This is a genomic window from Stagnihabitans sp., from assembly GCF_964946895.1.
The window spans coordinates 58699-74774 of sequence record NZ_CBBQHX010000022.1 but is presented as its reverse complement, the minus strand read 5'-3'; the positions used below and the strand labels follow the sequence as shown (position 1 = coordinate 74774).

The 16076-nt window shown below is 64.6% G+C and carries 17 protein-coding genes; 7 read left to right on the top strand and 10 right to left on the bottom strand.

The window, feature by feature from the left end:
* Positions 1–1322, bottom strand: a 1322-nt coding sequence (ilvD, locus tag AC1Y2B_RS14795) for a dihydroxy-acid dehydratase (protein WP_482253876.1), incomplete at its 3' end; no start/stop codon positions are given.
* 225 nt (positions 1323–1547) lie between these two features.
* Positions 1548–1775: a hypothetical protein gene (locus tag AC1Y2B_RS14790; protein WP_482253875.1), complete on the bottom strand. Its 228-nt coding sequence runs from the start codon at positions 1773–1775 to the stop codon at positions 1548–1550.
* A 204-nt stretch (positions 1776–1979) separates the two neighbouring features.
* On the opposite strand from AC1Y2B_RS14790, the gene AC1Y2B_RS14785 reads away from it, so the two are divergent.
* The 4 genes from AC1Y2B_RS14785 to AC1Y2B_RS14770 all read left to right on the top strand — a co-directional run bounded on the left by AC1Y2B_RS14785 (position 1980) and on the right by AC1Y2B_RS14770 (position 7762).
* Entirely contained in the window at positions 1980–3623 is a 1644-nt protein-coding gene (locus AC1Y2B_RS14785; protein WP_482253874.1) for a tetratricopeptide repeat protein, read from the top strand.
* 10 nt (positions 3624–3633) lie between these two features.
* Entirely contained in the window at positions 3634–4737 is a 1104-nt protein-coding gene (locus AC1Y2B_RS14780) for a phosphatase PAP2 family protein (RefSeq protein ID WP_482253873.1), read from the top strand.
* A 2-nt stretch (positions 4738–4739) separates the two neighbouring features.
* Positions 4740–6743 carry a S8/S53 family peptidase gene (locus AC1Y2B_RS14775; RefSeq protein WP_482253872.1) on the top strand — a complete coding sequence of 668 codons (2004 nt, stop codon included), beginning with the start codon at positions 4740–4742 and terminating at the stop codon, positions 6741–6743.
* Positions 6744–6820: 77 nt separating this feature from the next.
* Positions 6821–7762, top strand: a complete 942-nt coding sequence (locus AC1Y2B_RS14770) for a GAF domain-containing protein (protein WP_482253871.1) — start codon at positions 6821–6823, stop codon at positions 7760–7762.
* A gap of 339 nt (positions 7763–8101) precedes the next feature.
* Here AC1Y2B_RS14770 and AC1Y2B_RS14765 read toward each other — a convergent pair whose 3' ends face one another.
* On the bottom strand, positions 8102–9244 hold the full coding sequence (locus AC1Y2B_RS14765) for an alpha-D-ribose 1-methylphosphonate 5-triphosphate diphosphatase (protein ID WP_482253870.1): 1143 nt from the start codon (positions 9242–9244) through the stop codon (positions 8102–8104).
* Positions 9245–9330: 86 nt separating this feature from the next.
* Here AC1Y2B_RS14765 and AC1Y2B_RS14760 point away from each other — a divergent pair, with 86 nt between their 5' ends.
* Complete coding sequence (locus AC1Y2B_RS14760) at positions 9331–10008, top strand: DUF1045 domain-containing protein (protein WP_482253869.1); 678 nt, start codon at positions 9331–9333, stop codon at positions 10006–10008.
* Here the strand turns inward: AC1Y2B_RS14760 and phnN are convergent.
* Genes phnN through AC1Y2B_RS14740 form a run of 4 tightly spaced genes read right to left on the bottom strand, consistent with a single transcriptional unit; the run spans position 9993 to position 12914 of the window.
* Entirely contained in the window at positions 9993–10532 is a 540-nt protein-coding gene (phnN, locus tag AC1Y2B_RS14755; RefSeq protein ID WP_482253868.1) for a phosphonate metabolism protein/1,5-bisphosphokinase (PRPP-forming) PhnN, read from the bottom strand. The genes AC1Y2B_RS14760 and phnN overlap by 16 nt on opposite strands.
* Positions 10533–10562: 30 nt before the next feature.
* On the bottom strand, positions 10563–11246 hold the full coding sequence (phnL, locus tag AC1Y2B_RS14750; RefSeq protein WP_482253867.1) for a phosphonate C-P lyase system protein PhnL: 684 nt from the start codon (positions 11244–11246) through the stop codon (positions 10563–10565).
* Position 11247: 1 nt separating this feature from the next.
* A complete protein-coding gene (phnK, locus tag AC1Y2B_RS14745; protein ID WP_482253879.1) occupies positions 11248–12021 on the bottom strand; it encodes a phosphonate C-P lyase system protein PhnK in 774 nt (257 codons plus the stop codon).
* A gap of 23 nt (positions 12022–12044) precedes the next feature.
* A complete protein-coding gene (locus tag AC1Y2B_RS14740) occupies positions 12045–12914 on the bottom strand; it encodes an alpha-D-ribose 1-methylphosphonate 5-phosphate C-P-lyase PhnJ (RefSeq protein ID WP_482253866.1) in 870 nt (289 codons plus the stop codon).
* A gap of 31 nt (positions 12915–12945) precedes the next feature.
* On the opposite strand from AC1Y2B_RS14740, the gene AC1Y2B_RS14735 reads away from it, so the two are divergent.
* A complete protein-coding gene (locus AC1Y2B_RS14735; protein ID WP_482253865.1) occupies positions 12946–13122 on the top strand; it encodes a hypothetical protein in 177 nt (58 codons plus the stop codon).
* Positions 13123–13127: 5 nt separating this feature from the next.
* Here the strand turns inward: AC1Y2B_RS14735 and AC1Y2B_RS14730 are convergent, their stop codons facing one another.
* From AC1Y2B_RS14730 to phnG, 3 genes are read right to left on the bottom strand one after another with little or no spacing between them, the layout of a single operon-like run.
* On the bottom strand, positions 13128–14210 hold the full coding sequence (locus AC1Y2B_RS14730) for a carbon-phosphorus lyase complex subunit (RefSeq protein WP_482253864.1): 1083 nt from the start codon (positions 14208–14210) through the stop codon (positions 13128–13130).
* Complete coding sequence (phnH, locus tag AC1Y2B_RS14725) at positions 14210–14779, bottom strand: phosphonate C-P lyase system protein PhnH (RefSeq protein ID WP_482253863.1); 570 nt, start codon at positions 14777–14779, stop codon at positions 14210–14212. Before phnH ends, AC1Y2B_RS14730 begins: the two co-directional genes overlap by 1 nt.
* Positions 14776–15222, bottom strand: a complete 447-nt coding sequence (gene phnG / locus AC1Y2B_RS14720; protein WP_482253862.1) for a phosphonate C-P lyase system protein PhnG — start codon at positions 15220–15222, stop codon at positions 14776–14778. Before phnG ends, phnH begins: the two co-directional genes overlap by 4 nt.
* A 98-nt stretch (positions 15223–15320) precedes the next feature.
* Between phnG and phnF the strand changes: the two genes are divergently transcribed.
* Positions 15321–16031 carry a phosphonate metabolism transcriptional regulator PhnF gene (gene phnF, locus AC1Y2B_RS14715; RefSeq protein WP_482253861.1) on the top strand — a complete coding sequence of 237 codons (711 nt, stop codon included), beginning with the start codon at positions 15321–15323 and terminating at the stop codon, positions 16029–16031.
* Positions 16032–16076: the final 45 nt, after the last annotated feature.

The window sequence follows — 16076 nt, the reverse complement described above, 5'->3', positions numbered from 1 at the left end:
ACCCCCGCCGTCTTCACGATGCAGCCGTCCGCCGCCAGATTGCCGGTCAGCACCGCCAAGCCGCCGTCCTTCGAGAACGGCGTCGCGGCCGAGCGGATCACACCCTCGGCGCGGTCAAGGTCCAGCGTCGGGAAACGGCCCGTGGCCAGGAAGGCCTGCGTCGTGCGCACGCCCCCCGGCGCGGCGCGGAAGAACTCGCGCACCGAGTCCTGATTGGTGCGGCTGATGTCCCACTGATCCACCGCTGCACCAATTGACCGGGCATGGATCGTCGGCACTTCGCGGTTCAACAGCCCTGCCGCGTCCAACTGGCCGAGGATCGCCATGATCCCGCCAGCGCGGTGGACGTCCTCCATATGAACATCCTGCTTGGCCGGGGCGACCTTGCACAAGACCGGCACCCGGCGCGAGATGGCGTCGATGTCTGCCATCTTGAAATCGACTTCACCCTCATGGGCAATCGCAAGGATATGCAACACGGTGTTGGTCGATCCACCCATCGCCACGTCCAAAGCCATGGCGTTCTCGAATGCCTGCTTGGTCGCGATGTTGCGCGGCAGAACCGCGTAATCGTCCTGCTCATAATGCCGCTTGGTGATGTCGACGATCAGGTGCCCCGCCTCGACAAAAAGCCGCTTGCGGTCGGCATGGGTCGCCAAAGTCGAGCCGTTGCCCGGCAGCGACAGCCCCAAAGCCTCGGTCAGGCAGTTCATCGAATTGGCGGTGAACATGCCCGAGCAGGAGCCGCAGGTCGGGCAGGAAGCCTTTTCAATCTCATCGACCTCTTCGTCCGTGAAAGAGGCATCGGCGGCGGACACCATCGCGTCCACCAGATCCAGCGCCACTTCCTTGCCCTTGATGACGACCTTGCCGGCCTCCATCGGTCCACCGGACACAAACACACACGGAATGTTCAACCGCATCGCGGCCATCAGCATGCCGGGGGTGATCTTGTCGCAGTTCGAGATGCAGACCATCGCGTCCGCGCAATGCGCGTTGACCATGTATTCGACCGAATCTGCAATCAATTCGCGGGACGGCAGCGAATACAGCATCCCGTCATGGCCCATGGCGATGCCGTCATCGACGGCGATGGTGTTGAACTCTTTGGCCACACCGCCCGCCGCCTCGACCTCACGCGCCACAAGCTGGCCAAGGTCTTTCAGGTGCACGTGACCCGGCACGAACTGGGTAAAGCTGTTGACGATGGCAATGATCGGTTTGCCAAAGTCGCCGTCTTTCATGCCGGTCGCGCGCCAAAGGCCACGGGCACCGGCCATGTTGCGGCCATGGGTCGTTGTGCGGGAGCGGTAGACGGGCATCTTGCACCTATGGATCAGGAATTGTCCCAGCCGAGATATGCGCCCGTCAAGGTCAGGTCAATGTCTCGTGCGTCTGACAGCCGCGGTCTGTCTCGATCAGTTGACGTCAGGCACCGGATCAGGCCGGCCAACACCCTCTGATCGGGCCCTTGATCCTTGCCACAACACCAGCGCCCGCGACGTGGCGCGCTGCAGGCATTGCCCTGAGGCCGTTCCGTCGCACCGTCAGGTCGGAGTGTCGTCGAAATCGGTCCTGCCGATCCGATCCATCAATTCAATCATCCAGCCGAGTGTATCACTCTCTTTCCCGGTCAGGCGCGCGCTTTGGCACAGGGCCAGGGCCACGGGTCGAAACTCGGGCCAGCGCAGGTGAAAATCAGCCACGTCCCGCACTTTGGCGCTGAGGTCAGTCTTGGCATCGGGACGCGGTGGGTTTTCGGAAGCGTCAATCATGCTGAACCCCATTTGAAATTTCGTCGCCTTTGCGTTTTGGAGCGCTTTGGTCCTTGATGCCCGAGCCTGCAACCATGGGTAAAGTGTATTGGCGTGACGGTTCTGTTAAAAAAATGTCAAAGGGCTTTGTGAGGATGGGATCATCCGTTACGTTGCGTCAACCAAAGTGCATTTCAGGAAACTTTGGAATTGAATGGGCGTCCCGTGACAAAGCTTTTGCAGATCAACCTCTTCGGCGCCTGTATCGTGCGCTCGTCTCAGCCCGGCGGGTATGAGATCAAAGGGGCCAAGCACAGAGCCTTGCTGGCGCTTCTGGCCACGGCCCCTTTTGGCCGTCGCACCCGCAGCTACCTGCAAAACCTGCTCTGGGGCACCTCGTGCCATGACGGCGGTCGGCAAAGCCTGCGCACGGCGCTGTCGATGATCAAGGGGATCCTTGGTGCGGATTTCGACCAGTTGCTGAAGGTTAACAACACGGAAATCATGCTGGATCTGTCCAAGGTTGATTTCATCGGCGCGGTCGGCGGCGGCGAGTTTCTGGAGGGCATCGACATCCGCGACGATGACTTCAATGACTGGCTGCAAAGCGTGCGGCAAGCGCCCGAGCAGTTCTTTGCCCTGCTGACCGGCCTGCCCGCGGTGCCGGCGCAACCGCGCATCATGCCGGCGATCTGTATTCTTCCGTTTCGGTTGGTGGTGGGCGAAGAGGTGCATTCCGTCCTTGGCGATTGGTTGGCCGAGGAAATCTGCCGCTCTCTGTCGCGCAGCCACCTGCTCAACGTGATCTCGCATCTGTCTGCGCGCGAGATTGGCGGGCAACGGATTGACCTTGCGCGTGTCAAGCGGATGCTGAACGTCGATTACTGTGTGACGGGCAGCTTGCGGGTGTCGGGCAACAGGGTCGTGCTGGATGCCGATTGTCTGGATGTGACATCGGGGCGGATCTTGTGGACGCGGCAATTCCCCGGTGAACTGGCCGAGTTTCTGATGGCCGAAAGTCAGCCGGTGTCCGAAATCGTGCGCACCATCGGCCGCACGATCAGCGCGGATGCGCTGGCCCATGCGCAGGGCCGCAGCCTGTCGGCTTTGGGCGACCATCAGTTGCTGATCGCTGGCATCGGCATGATGCATCAGCTGAAGCTGTCGAACTTTGCCCGCTCGCGCGATCTGATCGAAGAGGTGATCCGCCGCGCCCCCCGCGTGCCCGAGGCCCATGCCTGGCTGGCCGAATGGTACGTCATGTCGGTCTTCAACGGTTGGTCGGACAACTCTTTGCGCGACACTGGCGTGGCACTGGATTGCACGGCGCGGGCGCTGGATATTGACCCCAACAACACCTTTGCGCTGACCATCGACGGGGTGGTGAACAACAACCTTCTGATGCGGCTGGACAAGGCGAGTGAGCGGTTCGATGCCGCCCTGGACCTCAACCCGAACGAAAGCATGGCCTGGCTGTTGTCTGGGGTGCTGTCGGCCTACCGAGATGATGGCAAGGATGCTGTCTTGCGCACTGAAAAGGCGCTGCGTTTGTCGCCGGTGGACCCGTTCGGCTATTTTTTCGACAGCCTCGCCTCCACCGCCTATATCGCCGCCGGGGATTGGAGCCATGCACTGGCGCTGGCTGACCGCTCGATGAGCAAGAATGACCGCCATCTGTCCACCTTGCGCACCCGCATCTGCGCCCTGCATTATCTTGGCCGGGCGGACGAGGCCCGGATTGCGGCGCAGGACCTGCTGCGCCGCCAGCCCGATTTCAACATTTCATCCTATCGTCGCAGCCATCCGGCGGCGAATTTCAAGTTTGGCCAGAACGTGACTGCAGCCTTCGCGGCGGCGGGCATACCTTAAGGAGACGTCGATGTCGGTTTTCAGCCTGATGCACGGGACCCATGGCACCCACGGGACTCATGGAACACATGGCACCCACGGAACCCATGGAACCCATGGGACGCACGGCACCCACGGGACCGGCGGTTATGGCGATCTGCCTGCCGGGGCCCTGGCGGGATTGCAGACTTCGGCGCAATCGCTGCTGCATGTGGCGGGGCTGGACCCTTTGCCGGCCGCAGGGATCGAGCCGCTGACCCCCGGCTCTGCCGCCAACATGAAGCGCTGGTCGCCCGACATTCGCGCGCTGGTGATGGAAGCCTCGGTCAACCGGCATGTCGGCCATGTCTGGGATGATGCGATAAGCTTCGTCAGCCTGACGTGGAATGGCACGGCAGTGGCCACCCTGAAGCCGCCGGTGGCGGAAACGATGGCCCGGCAGTCGGACTGGGTGCGCTACTATGCCGACCAGCGTGGCGATCGGGGCAATGAGATATTGTCGCAACTGGCGTCTTTTTCGGCCTACTTCGCGCTGTTCCTTGGGCTGACCGATGGTCGCAACCCCAAGACGTTTGAACTTCTGGATGCCGTTCAGGCGATATCCGGCCAGATCACCATGCTGCCCAAGCATCTGTTCGCCTGCCGCCGCCCGGCCGAGATGGATGCCCGGATCACCCCCTACATTGCGACGCCCGGGCATGGCTCGTTCCCCTCGGCCCACGCCACGCAGGCCATGGCCATGGCACGGGTGCTGGAGGCGCTGATCCGCGCCACGCCCGCCCATTTTGGCGACCTCGAAAAGCGGGTCGATCTGTGCTACCGCCAAGCCCACCGGATCGCCGTCAACCGCACCGTGGCGGGCGTGCATTTCCCGATGGATTCCGCCGCAGGTGCCCGACTTGGGCTGCAGATGGGCAATATTCTGGTGGCCGCCATGACGGGCGGCGGGACGGTGCGCGAACTGCCAGCCTATGATCCCGATACCACACCCGACGCCGATTTCCTTTATGCCGACGCCGCAGCCCTGCGCGTGCCGGGGCCGGGTGCTGACGTCCCGGTGGCCGCTGACCCGACACTGACCTGGCTGTGGAGCGAGGCCAAAGCCGAATTCGCCCTGCACGCGCCGGCGGTGTAACCATGGTCAGCAGCGACGATCCGCTTGGTCCTTACGAGCGTTGGATGTTCGGGCCGGGCAAGGCCTATGACCTGCCGGGACTGCGGATGGATGCCTCTCCGGCCTTGTCCTGCGTGGCGGAGTTTTCGGCCCCGGTCCCGCATCCGGCCACCTCTGTCGCGGGGCTTTTGACGGCGGATGGCATCACCATGACGCAGCGCCTGCCGACACTGTGGGCGGGCGCACCGTCACGCTTTGTGCCGCTGCTGCTTTGCCCCGAAAACCCGACGGCGATTGCCGCCCATGATCCGGGGCGTTTGGCCGCGTTGCTGGCGGGCGTGGCAGGCGGCGGCACGCGGCATCTGCGGCTGAACTTCCCGGTGCGGTCCGATACCATCGACATGGCCTTTCCGGCCGCGCAATCCGTTCAACCCGCTGCCCCCGGCGTGGACCCCAACCGCCCACTTGTCATCATCGCGGTGATTGACCATGGCATCGCCTTCGCCCATCAGGCCCTGCGCGCCGCAGGGGCCAGTCGGGTCGATTACTGCTGGTCGCAATCGGCCCCGGCGGAAGGCACCGGCGCTGTCCTGTTCGGTCGCGAGTTCACCCGCGCGGGGATCGAGGCTTTGCGAACCGCCCATGCGGGCGACGAGGAGGCGATTTACCGGTCCGCAGGCCTGTTGGGCAACCCAACCCTGCCGCCCATGCCCTTGGCCCGCGCCCATTCGCATGGCGCCCATGTCCTGGGCACGGCGGCGGGTGTACCGGCTTTGGATGCCGCGCAGGTGCGGATCATTGCCGTGGACCTGCCCTCGACCTCGCTCTGGGACACCTCGGGCTTTGGCACCGACATGTTCATTCTGGCCGGGCTGCACTATATCTTCGATCGGGCTGACAAGATTGCCGCAGCACATGGGCGCGCTTCGGTTCCGTTGGTCATCAACATCTCAATGGGGTGGTCGGGCGGCCCGCATGATGGCGCGGGTCTACTGGAGGCGGCTTTGGCCGAATTGATCACGTCGCGCCGGGCCAAAGCGGCCACGGCGCTGGTACTGCCCTCGGGCAACATGTTTCAGGACATGCTGTCGGCCACCTTCCAGGACATGCATTTCGCCCCCGCACCCGATGGCAAGGCACAGGCAAGCCTGCGCTGGTTCGTTCAGCCGCACGACATGACCTCGACCTTCGCGGAACTCTGGCTGGCACCGGGCGCGGATCCGGCTGGTATGACGTTCAGCCTGACTGCACCGGATGGCAGTGTCACTGCCATTGGCCCCTTGGCGGGCCGTGCCGATGTGACCGTGGCGGGCAGGACCGTGGGCCAGCTTTCGCTGGATTCCTATCGGGGCGCGCGCTGGCGCGTGACCATCTGCCTTGCACCGTCCGAGCCGAATGCCCAGCCGCCCGCCCCCCACGGGGCTGCCCCGGCAGGCGACTGGCGCATCACAGTGCGTCGCAACGCCAACCAAAGCGGTCCGATCGCCCTGCGTGTCCAGCGTGACGCCGATCATGACCAGGGCCACACCGGAGGGCGTCAGTCCTGGCTGCTTGACCCCGCCTATGACGCCTTTGGCGCTGACGGTGCCTTGGCGCAATGGGATCTGCCCGGCACGCTGTCACACCGTTTCGACGGGCTGAACGGGTTGGCGTCTGGCCCGGTCTCGCTCAACACCGGGGGGCTTGTCGCAAGCCTGGGCCAGGCGGCGCGCTATTCCAGTGCCGGGCCGATCGGGGGGCGTGGCGTCGATGTCTCGGCCCCGACTGACCGCGCGCCGGCCCTGCCGGGGATCGTGTCCTGCGGAACCCGAACCGGAAGCTTCATTGCCCTGCAAGGCACGTCGTCCGCCGCGCCGCAGGTCGCCCGTGAACTTGCGCTGGCCTTTTTGGCCAGCCCGCCGCCCGCAGGACCCGCGGCGGACAACTATCGCTTTGCGCTGGCCGGGCGGCCCGATGTTCAGCCCGTTTCCGGCGCGGGCGCCGGACCGGGCGAGCGTACACGCCTTGGCACCCTGCGGCTTGGCTGACCGAATTGCCTTTTGACGCAAGTCGCAAAATCGCTAGTGTGGCGGGATAAAAGGCTCAGGTGGCGGAGGAGGCGACCTTGACCACACATCCCCTGCGCGACCACGAGGCCGCCGTGGCGGCGGCGCTGGCCAAAGGCGGCGCAGCCCGGTCGTCTATTGTGGCGTCCTGGAAGCGTTCGGCCAGTGTCCACGGGCTAGACCCGTCGCACCGCACCCAGCGCGACCGGCTGACCGAGGCCGAGTTTCGTGCCCTGCTCGACCGGCTGGGCCCTTTGGTGCAGGCGGCAGGTCCCACGCTGGACCGGTTGTTTCAGGCGGTGGGGGCCTTGGGCGGCTGTGTCATTCTGGCCAGTGACGAGGGCATCCCGGTTGACCGCCGTGGCAGATCGGCCCACGACCGTGATTTCCAGGAGAATGGCTTGTGGACCGGCACTGTCTGGTCCGAGGCGGCGGCGGGCACCAACGGCATCGGCACCTGTCTGGCAGAGGGCAGGGCGGTGACCATCCACCGCGACCAGCATTTCCTGTCGGCCAATATCGGCCTGTCCTGCTCCTCGGCCCCGGTTCACGATGCCGAGGGGCAGTTGATCGCAGTGCTGGACGTGTCAACCGCTGGAACCGCCACCAGTGAGGCCTTTGCCGGTCTGATCTCGAATGCCGTCGGCGATGCGGTGCGGCGGATCGAAAGCGATCTGTTTCAGGCGGCCTTCCCCAAGGCCCGGCTGATGATGGCGCCGGGCGTCGACCGGGCCCAGGGCGCGCTTCTGGCGGTGGATGGCGACGAGTTGGTGATCGGCGCCACCCGCGCCGCACGGCTGCACTTTGGCCTGAAGGGCGACTTGGCCAAGAAACCGGTGCCCGCCGCTGATCTTCTGGGGCTTGACGCGCCATCGACCCTGGAACAGGGGGAACGCGCCGTTATGGCTCGCGCTCTGGCCCGGGCCGGTGGCAATGCCTCGGCTGCGGCGCGCGCCTTGGGGATCTCGCGCGCCACCTTTCATCGCAAGTTGGGGCCTTGAGCCGATTCCCATCGGCAGCCCGCCGATCCTTTCCCTTAGGCGTCGGGGGGGCCGATATCAGGCTTGGGGTGGGACTATTGGCTGGCCGGTGGGGCGCTTGCATGATCTTTCCCCTTAAGTCTTCGCCATTTGGGGGGGGCAGACCTGACGTTTCGTTTCAGAATATCAACATCAGGGCCGAAAACCTGATGACCCGTGAAATGCGTGCCCCACGCGCCCGCGCGCTGATCGTGCCAGCGGTCCAAGGACCGCATCGCCGAGGTCCGTCTGTCAAACCGAAACCAGCCCGGGTGGGAACCTCAACCCGGGGAACACCCAAATCGCCGGCCGTCGAGACCGCTAGGCAACCCGATGGCCGCCAACCCAGACTCCGCGCACGGCTGCGGCCTTGGTCAGCCGGGCGACGCGGATCACGTCGGCCCGCAGACCCGGCTTAAGACGGCCTCGGTCGGCCAATCCGGTCGCATCGGCTGGCGCCGAAGTCACCGTGGCCACGCCCCGCGCCACATCGCCCCACTGATCGCCCAGTGCCAGTGCTGCGGTCAACAGACTGGCAGGCACATAGTCTGAAGACAGAATGTCGAGCAGATCCAACTCGGCCAGATGCCCTGCCGCGACATTGCCAGAATGTGAGCCGCCCCGGATCAGGTTCGGCGCCCCCATCATCACCTTGATTCCCCGGGCACGGCAGGCCAGCGCCGCTTCCACCGTGGTCGGGAATTCGGCAAAGGTCACGCCGTGACCGGCCGAGATGGCGACTTGCTCTGCCGTCGTATCGTCATGGCTGGCCAGAACGGCGCCGAACCGGCGGGCCTCTGCTACGGCTGCCACCTCGTGTGCCGCGCCGAACCTGTCAGACAGCGCCTGTTGCGCGGCCACGTGCAGCAGGAACTCTTCTTCGCCCAGCCCGTGCTTGCCACGCACGTAATTGCGCAACTGATCCAGGCTGCGGAACTGGCGTTGGCCGGGGGTGTGATCCATCAGGCTCAGGATGCCGATGCCATCGGCGGGGCCGAACTTCGCCAACTCTTCGATCAGGGTTTCCGAACAGACCTCGGCCCGAAGGTGCAGCAAGTGATTGATCCGCAGGGCCCCCTCTTGCCGCATCGACTGGATTTCATCCATCAGCCGCCGGGCATATTCGCCATAGGATGCCTTGCCCTTCGAGACGATCGACCCCACCCGCAGCGCGTCAAAAACCGTGGTGATCCCGGTCGAGGCCAACTCTCCGTCATGAGCCAGGATCGCCCCGGCATGGGGGAAGTGCACTTTCGGGCGCGGTTCGATATGGCGTTCCAGATTGTCGGTGTGCAACTCGATCAGACCCGGCAGCACCAGATCACCGCCGCAATCCACCGCCCCCGGTGGCACGCTGGCGCCCCGGTCGATCGCGGCGATGATGCCGCCCGACAGGCGCAGAGATCCCGTAAACACTTCATCCGGCAGGACAAGGGTGGCGTTGGCAAGGATCGTTTCGGTCATGCAAAGGGCCTTGAGGTTGGATGATCTTGCAGCTTTGTCCGGCCTGCGTCACAGAAGTGTGACAAAGCCAAGGTAACCGGACCGCCATGGAACAGATGAAACGCTACGCCGTCTACTATGCGCCTGAACCGGGACCTTTCGCCGATGCCGCCGCAAGCTGGCTGGGCTGGGACCCGGCCTTGGGTGTGGCCAAAGCTCATCCCGCCTTGGGGTTGAACCTTGCCGAACTGACCGCCGAGCCGCGCAAATACGGCTTCCATGGCACCCTCAAAGCCCCGTTCCGGTTGGCTGAAACTGCTGATTTTGCAGGCCTTTGCGAAGCCATTGCGGATCTTGCCACCGGTTTGCCCCGATTGACGTTTCCCGGGCTGCGCTTCCTTGATCTGGACGGGTTTCTCGCCTTGGTCCCTTTGGGCGGCAGCGCGGGACTTTGCGATCTTGCTGCCAAGGTTGTGGCGGAGCTTGACCATTTCCGCGCGCCCCTGACCGAAACCGAGATGGCGCGCCGCCGCCCGGATCGCCTTACCCTGCGCCAGCGCGACCTTTTGGCGCGTTACGGTTATCCCCATGTGATGGAGGAGTTCCGCTTTCATCTGACCCTGTCCGGCCCGCTGTCGGCTGAAGACCACGCCGCCTTGCGGCCCTTGGCCGAGCAGCATTTTGCGCCGCACCTGCCGCAGCCCTTCTGTCTGGATGCGCTTTGCCTTTTTGGCGAAGGTCAGGACGGCCGCTTTCACCTTTTGCACCGCTACACCCTCGCCTGAAGGGCGGCCAGCAGCCGCGCGATACCGGTTTGCGGCGTGGAATCGTTGGCAATGTCGATGACCGGCAGGTTCGCCGGCACATCATAGGACGCGCGCGCCAGTCTTGCTTCGATATCTGCCGCGGATTCGCGACCGCGTGCGGCCAGCCGCTCTGCCAGCACCTTCGACGGGGCAGAAATGCGTAGCACGATCAGGTTCGGGAAGCGCTCCACCGCCATCGGCAAGGCCGCCCGCGAGCCGTTGAACAGCACGTCCACACCCTTGGCCAGCCCGGCAAATTCACCCACCCGGATGCCATACCGCAGCCCATGGGCCGGCCACTGCAGAGCAAAGACCCCAGCTTGGCTCAAGAAATCAAACTCCTCGGGCGTGACGCCCTCGAAGGGTTCGCTGCCCAAGGCCTCGGGCCGGGTTATGGTACGCCGCGCCCAGTGCAGGATGGGCGAGGCGGCAACTGCCCCCGCAAGCAAGGTGTCCTTCCCCGCCCCCGAAGGCCCCACCACGGCAAAGACCCGGCCCGTCATGCTGAAAACCCCGTCATGCTGAAAACCCCGTCATGCTGGCAGCGCTGGCGTGAAGGCGGTCACGTCGACCAGCCGGTCACACAACCGCGCCCGCGCCGCCTCGTCATGGAAGATGCCGATGATCGCCGCACCGCGCGCCTTTGCGGCCTCGATCAGGGTCAGCACAACCTCGCGGTTGACGGCATCCAGGCTGGCGGTTGGTTCATCCAGCAGCAGGGCTGGAGAGGGGTACGCAAAGCCGCGCGCGATGTTGACCCGCTGCTGTTCGCCCCCCGAAAAAGTCGTGGGTGACAGCGCCCACAGCCGCTCGGGGATGTTCAACTGCGCCAGCAACGCCTCGGCCCGCGCTCGCGCCTCCTTGGCCGGAACGCCCAGAGTCAGCAAGGGCTCTGCGACCACATCCACCGTCGGCACGCGCGGGACAACCCGCAGGAATTGGCTGACATAGCCCAACGTCCCCCGGCGCAAGGCGATGATTTCACGCGGGGCCGCCTTGGCGACATCCACGCCGCCCACCATGATCGACCCCGAAGCCGCCAGATAATTGCCCCAGATCATCCGCATCAACGTGGATTTGCCAGAGCCAGAGGCGCCTATCAGCCCCAGACACTCTCCGGGTGCCACGGCAAGGGCCGCATCCTGCATCACCGGAATGACGGCACCGCCTTGGTTGTGCAGGGTGAAGCTTTTGGAAAGATTGGAAATCGTGATCATGTCACACCTGCAGAACCGAGGAGACCAGAAGTTGGGTATAGTCATGCTGCGGATCATCCAGCACCTGATCTGTCAGGCCTTGTTCGACCACATGCCCGCCTTTCATCACCATAAGCCGATCCGCCAGCAGCCTGACCACCGCCAGATCATGCGTCACGATCACCGCCGAAAGCCCCATCTGCCGCACCAATCCGCGCAATAAGTCCAGAAGGCGCGCCTGCACCGAGACATCCAAGCCGCCCGTCGGCTCATCCATGAACACCAGCCTTGGCCCGGTCACCAGATTGCGCGCAATCTGCAGCCGCTGCTGCATCCCACCCGAAAAAGCCGAGGGCCGGTCATCAATCCGGTCCGCCGCGATCTCGACCCGGCCGAGCCAGTCGACCGCCTGGGCCCTGATCTCGCCATAGTGCCGTGCGCCCACCGCCATCAGCCGCTCGCCGACATTGCCGCCGGCCGAGACACCCATGCGCAATCCATCCCGCGGGTTCTGATGCACAAAGGCCCAATCGGTGCGGGCCAACCGGCGCCGCTCCGCTTCGCCCATCAGCACGGTATCTCGGGGGCCAGCCGTGGTATCAAAGATCACCTTGCCCCGATCCGGCACCAGATGCCCGGCAAGACAGGACAGAAGCGTGGATTTGCCCGACCCGCTTTCGCCGACAATCCCCAGAACCTCGCCCGGAAACAGGTCGAAAGACACGGCGTCACAGCCGATCCTTGCCCCATAGAACTTGGACAGGCCCTGCACCGACAAAAGCGGCTGCGGTGTCATCGCGTCCCTCACACGCATATCCATCACTGGCCTCCCCCGACAGTGCCCAGCCGCCCGACATGTCCTGTGTCCCGCCGCCCCCGGCAGAAATCGGTGTCAGAGCAGACGAACATCCGGCTGCCTTGGTCATCGGTGATCACTTCGTCCAGGTAGCTGCCCTCAGCCGCACAAAGATCGCAGGCGTGGTCGGCTTTGGAGGCGATAAAAGGATGATCCTCGAAATCCAGCGAGATCGCCCGCGCATAGGGCGGCAGCGCATAGATGCGCTGCTCACGCCCCGCCCCGAACAGCTGGATCGCGGGGTTGCCCGACAGCTTGGGATTGTCGAACTTCGGGATCGGCGAGGGGTCCATGACGTAACGCCCCTCGACCTTGACCGGGTAATCGTAGGAGGTGGCAATCTGTCCATGCCGTGCGATGTCTTCATACAGCTTGACATGCATCAGGCCGTAATCTTCCAGTTCATGCATCTTGCGGGTCTCGGTCTCCCTCGGTTCCAGAAAGCGCAGGGGTTCCGGGATCGGCACCTGATAAACAAGGATCTGGCCTTCCCGCAAAGGCGTCTCTGGAATGCGATGCCGGGTCTGGATCACCGTCGCCTCGGCAGTGGCTTCGGTCACGGCCACCCCCGCCGTGCGCTGAAAAAACCGCCGGATCGAGACGGCATTCGTGGTATCATCCGCCCCCTGATCAATCACCTTCAGCCGATCTTCCGGCACCAGACAGGCCGCCGTCACCTGCACGCCACCCGTACCCCAGCCGTAAGGCATCGGCATCTCGCGGCTGGCGAAGGGAACCTGATAGCCGGGGATCGCCACCCCTTTCAGAATGGCGCGGCGGATCATCCGTTTGGTTTGCTCGTCGAGGTAAGCGAAGTTATAGTCAGAGGACATGGTTGGGACCCACGGCTAAAAGGAATACACGATGCACCAGTCCTCTGCTTCGATTGTATTGGTTGTTTTCCTGATCTTCTTCGGCGTTATTGGGTATTTCATCTACTTGTTTGCTCGCCTCATTCGGGCAAAGACCCGACAAATTGAGGCCGCGACACAGCAGAAGGCCGATACGAAAGCAGCTGACGCTCCGTGGAAGCGTGGTTAGGCCGTTCATTCCGCAGCCTCCTGCCGGCCCAAAGCCTCGCGCCGCAACTTGCGCACCAGCTCCAGCTCCGCTTGAAAATCAACGTAATGCGGCAGCTTGATGTGTTCGAGAAACCCGGTGGCCTGGATGTTGTCTGCGTGCATCAGCACGAATTCCTCATCCTGCGCCGGGGCGCCCGTGTAGTCCTCGCCCAGTTCCTTCCAGCGGAGCGCCCGGTCGACCAAAGACATCGCAATTGCCTTCCGCTCGGTCTGGCCGAACACCAGCCCATAGCCGCGCGTGAACTGCGGCGGCTCGGTCTTGGTGCCTTTGAACTGGTTGACGGTTTCGCATTCGGTCAGTTCCACCTCGCCGATTTCGACTGCAAACCCCAGTTCCGGGATATCCATCTCCACCGCCACCGTGCCAATCCGCAACTCGCCGACAAAGGCATGGGTGCGCCCGTAGCCGCGTTGGGTGGAATAGGCCATCGACAGGATGAACCCCTCATCCCCCCGCGTGATCGCCTGCAACCGCAGCGCGCGTGAGGCGGGCAGTTCCATCGGCTCTCGCGTCAGGTCTGGCGGTACGTCGTCGCCTGAGAGTTCAGACTGGATCAGCCCGTCGCGGCCCAGCATCCCGGTCACATGCGGCACCGGCTCCAAACTGGCCGGAGCGGTCGGGGCCACTGTCACGTCCCCCTCCGCCGCCAGTTTGAAATCCAGCAGGCGGTGGGTGTAGTCAAAGGTTGGCCCGAGGATCTGTCCGCCGGGCAAGTCCTTGAAGGTGGCAGAAATCCGGCGTGATACGGCCATCTCCGCCGTCTCAACCGGCAACGAGGCCCCCAGTCGCGGCAGGGTGGTGCGGTAAGCACGGATCAGGAAGATCGCCTCGATCAGATCGCCCCGGGCCTGTTTGATCGCCAGCGCCGCCAGATCGGGGTCGTACAAGGACCCCTCCGCCATCACGCGGTTCACGGCCAAAGCCAGCTGCTCGCGGATCTGGGCGACGGACAGTTCGGCGACCGACGCATTGCCGCGCCGTTCCTCGGCCAGCCAGGCATGCGCGGCATCAATCGCCCGTTCGCCCCCTTTGACAGCCACATACATCAGACGGCCTCCACGATGGTGCTGCGCGGCAGACCGGCGAGGGTGGTCCCGCAGGTCAGGTAGGTGTCAAAGCCTTGCGGGAACAGCGCCCGGTTGGCCACGAAGGCGGCGGTTTCGGGCAGCGACAGACGGGCCGCGTCGGCAATCCCCGGTCCGGTCAGGCGCGGGCCATGTGCGCCCAGCACCTCCACCTCAACGATCAACGTGGCAGAGCGGTCGGGGTAATCCGGCAGCCCGATGGCAAAGCGGCTGACCGGGGTCAGGTCTGCCCAGGTCCCCACCGCAAACCGCGCTGCTTCAGCGGTCACAAGCGGTGCGCCGGTGTGAAACGTCACCCAATCGCGCATCAGGTCATGGTCCAGCGAGGCCCCAAGGTGCAGCGGTGTCGTGCCATCGCACAGCGTCAGGATCAGCACACCTGCGGCCACCGAAAGCGGAGCCGGGGGTGCTGCACCTTCCACGGTCCACAGCGTGCCCGGCCGGGCCATCGCCTCCAATGCGGCACGAAAGGCGCGGGCGGATTGGATGGGCGCGGCCTGAAAGCCCCCCGTCAAGGCTTCAGGTGTCATTTGTCTTCTCCGCGGACAAGGGTGAAGAATTCGACCTTGGTCGCTGCCGCCTTGGCGGCGCGCAGGGCGCGGGTGGCCGCTTCTTCGGCATGCAGCGGTGCCAGAACGGTGCTGCGCAGGGCTTGCGCCTGCGCGGTCTGCATCAAGGCATCCACCACGGCAGCCCGGATCGCATGGGCCTTGTCGCGCCCCTGCACATGGGCATGACCCACCGCACCCTCCACCCGAAGCGAGCAACGCGTCACGGTCATCTCTCCCAGATTGAAGGGCTGACCGGTGCCGCCAACCCGTCCGCGCACCATCACCGCGCCAACGTCCGGGCCGCGCAGCAGGTCATGGGGGGGCAGGTCGGGCAGCAGGATTTTCAGCCGCTTTGCATCGGCGCGGGCCAAGAGGCCCATCCAGCTTTGGCGGTCTTTGTGGTCAGGCGGGAAGGAGGTCATTTGGGTTCCGACATCTTGCCAAGTTGTCTATGGTACTATACAACTAGACAACTTATAGCCGCATCGCTCCGGAAATGCACATGAAGTTTGTGTAACACATGACCCGATCCCCCATCTGGCAGGCGATCACCCAGGCGTTGACGGCGGAAATTGCGGTGGGCAACTATGGTCCCGGCATGAAATTGCCGACCGAGGCGCAACTGGCCGAGCGGTTCGGCGTGAACCGCCACACGGTGCGGCATGCACTGGCCGCTTTGGCCGAGGCGGGGTTGGTGCAGTCCCGTCGCGGGGCGGGGGTGTTTGTCACCTCGACCCCCACGGATTACCCTTTGGGCCGTCGGGTGCGCTTTCATCAAAACGTCCTGGCCTCGGGCCGCACGCCCTCGCGCCGGGTGCTGCGGCTGGAAACCCGCCCCGCCAGCCCAGCCGAGGCCGAGGCGCTGGACCTGCCAGCAGGGGCGGCGGTGCATCTGGTCGAGGGGGTCTCGTTGGCGGATGGTCTGCCGATGGGCCTGTTCCAGTCCGTCCTGCCCGCCGACCGCCTGCCCGCGTTCCCCGAGGCGATGGCGCGGCGCGGTTCGATCACTGCGGCCTTGGCCGAGGCCGGGGTCGCCGACTATACCCGCGCCAGCACAAGGCTGACCGCGAAGCTGGCGGATGCGGTGCAGGCGGGGCATCTGCAGGTGCAGCCCGGCGCGCCCCTGCTGCGCTCGGTTACGGTGAATGTCGATGGCGCGGGCAGGCCGATCGAGTTCGGCATCACCTATTTCGTCGGCGATCGGGTGACTTTGACGGTGATCCCCGACTGAGTGTCACGTGATCGTTGCGCAAGAGGATTATCCACAGGAAACCCC

Excerpts from the sequence above, each read along its gene's own strand:
- phnL (WP_482253867.1), bottom strand. The coding sequence starts at position 11,246 with ATGATCACGATTTCCAATCTTTCCAAAAGCTTCACCCTGCACAACCAA.
- phnG (WP_482253862.1), bottom strand. The coding sequence starts at position 15,222 with ATGACCTCCTTCCCGCCTGACCACAAAGACCGCCAAAGCTGGATGGGC.
- AC1Y2B_RS14760 (WP_482253869.1), top strand. The coding sequence starts at position 9,331 with ATGGAACAGATGAAACGCTACGCCGTCTACTATGCGCCTGAACCGGGA.
- AC1Y2B_RS14765 (WP_482253870.1), bottom strand. The coding sequence starts at position 9,244 with ATGACCGAAACGATCCTTGCCAACGCCACCCTTGTCCTGCCGGATGAA.
- AC1Y2B_RS14740 (WP_482253866.1), bottom strand. The coding sequence starts at position 12,914 with ATGTCCTCTGACTATAACTTCGCTTACCTCGACGAGCAAACCAAACGG.
- phnF (WP_482253861.1), top strand. The coding sequence starts at position 15,321 with ATGACCCGATCCCCCATCTGGCAGGCGATCACCCAGGCGTTGACGGCG.
- phnN (WP_482253868.1), bottom strand. The coding sequence starts at position 10,532 with ATGACGGGCCGGGTCTTTGCCGTGGTGGGGCCTTCGGGGGCGGGGAAG.
- phnH (WP_482253863.1), bottom strand. The coding sequence starts at position 14,779 with ATGACACCTGAAGCCTTGACGGGGGGCTTTCAGGCCGCGCCCATCCAA.
- AC1Y2B_RS14730 (WP_482253864.1), bottom strand. The coding sequence starts at position 14,210 with ATGTATGTGGCTGTCAAAGGGGGCGAACGGGCGATTGATGCCGCGCAT.
- phnK (WP_482253879.1), bottom strand. The coding sequence starts at position 12,021 with ATGACACCGCAGCCGCTTTTGTCGGTGCAGGGCCTGTCCAAGTTCTAT.
- AC1Y2B_RS14775 (WP_482253872.1), top strand. The coding sequence starts at position 4,740 with ATGGTCAGCAGCGACGATCCGCTTGGTCCTTACGAGCGTTGGATGTTC.
- AC1Y2B_RS14790 (WP_482253875.1), bottom strand. The coding sequence starts at position 1,775 with ATGATTGACGCTTCCGAAAACCCACCGCGTCCCGATGCCAAGACTGAC.
- AC1Y2B_RS14735 (WP_482253865.1), top strand. The coding sequence starts at position 12,946 with ATGCACCAGTCCTCTGCTTCGATTGTATTGGTTGTTTTCCTGATCTTC.
- AC1Y2B_RS14780 (WP_482253873.1), top strand. The coding sequence starts at position 3,634 with ATGTCGGTTTTCAGCCTGATGCACGGGACCCATGGCACCCACGGGACT.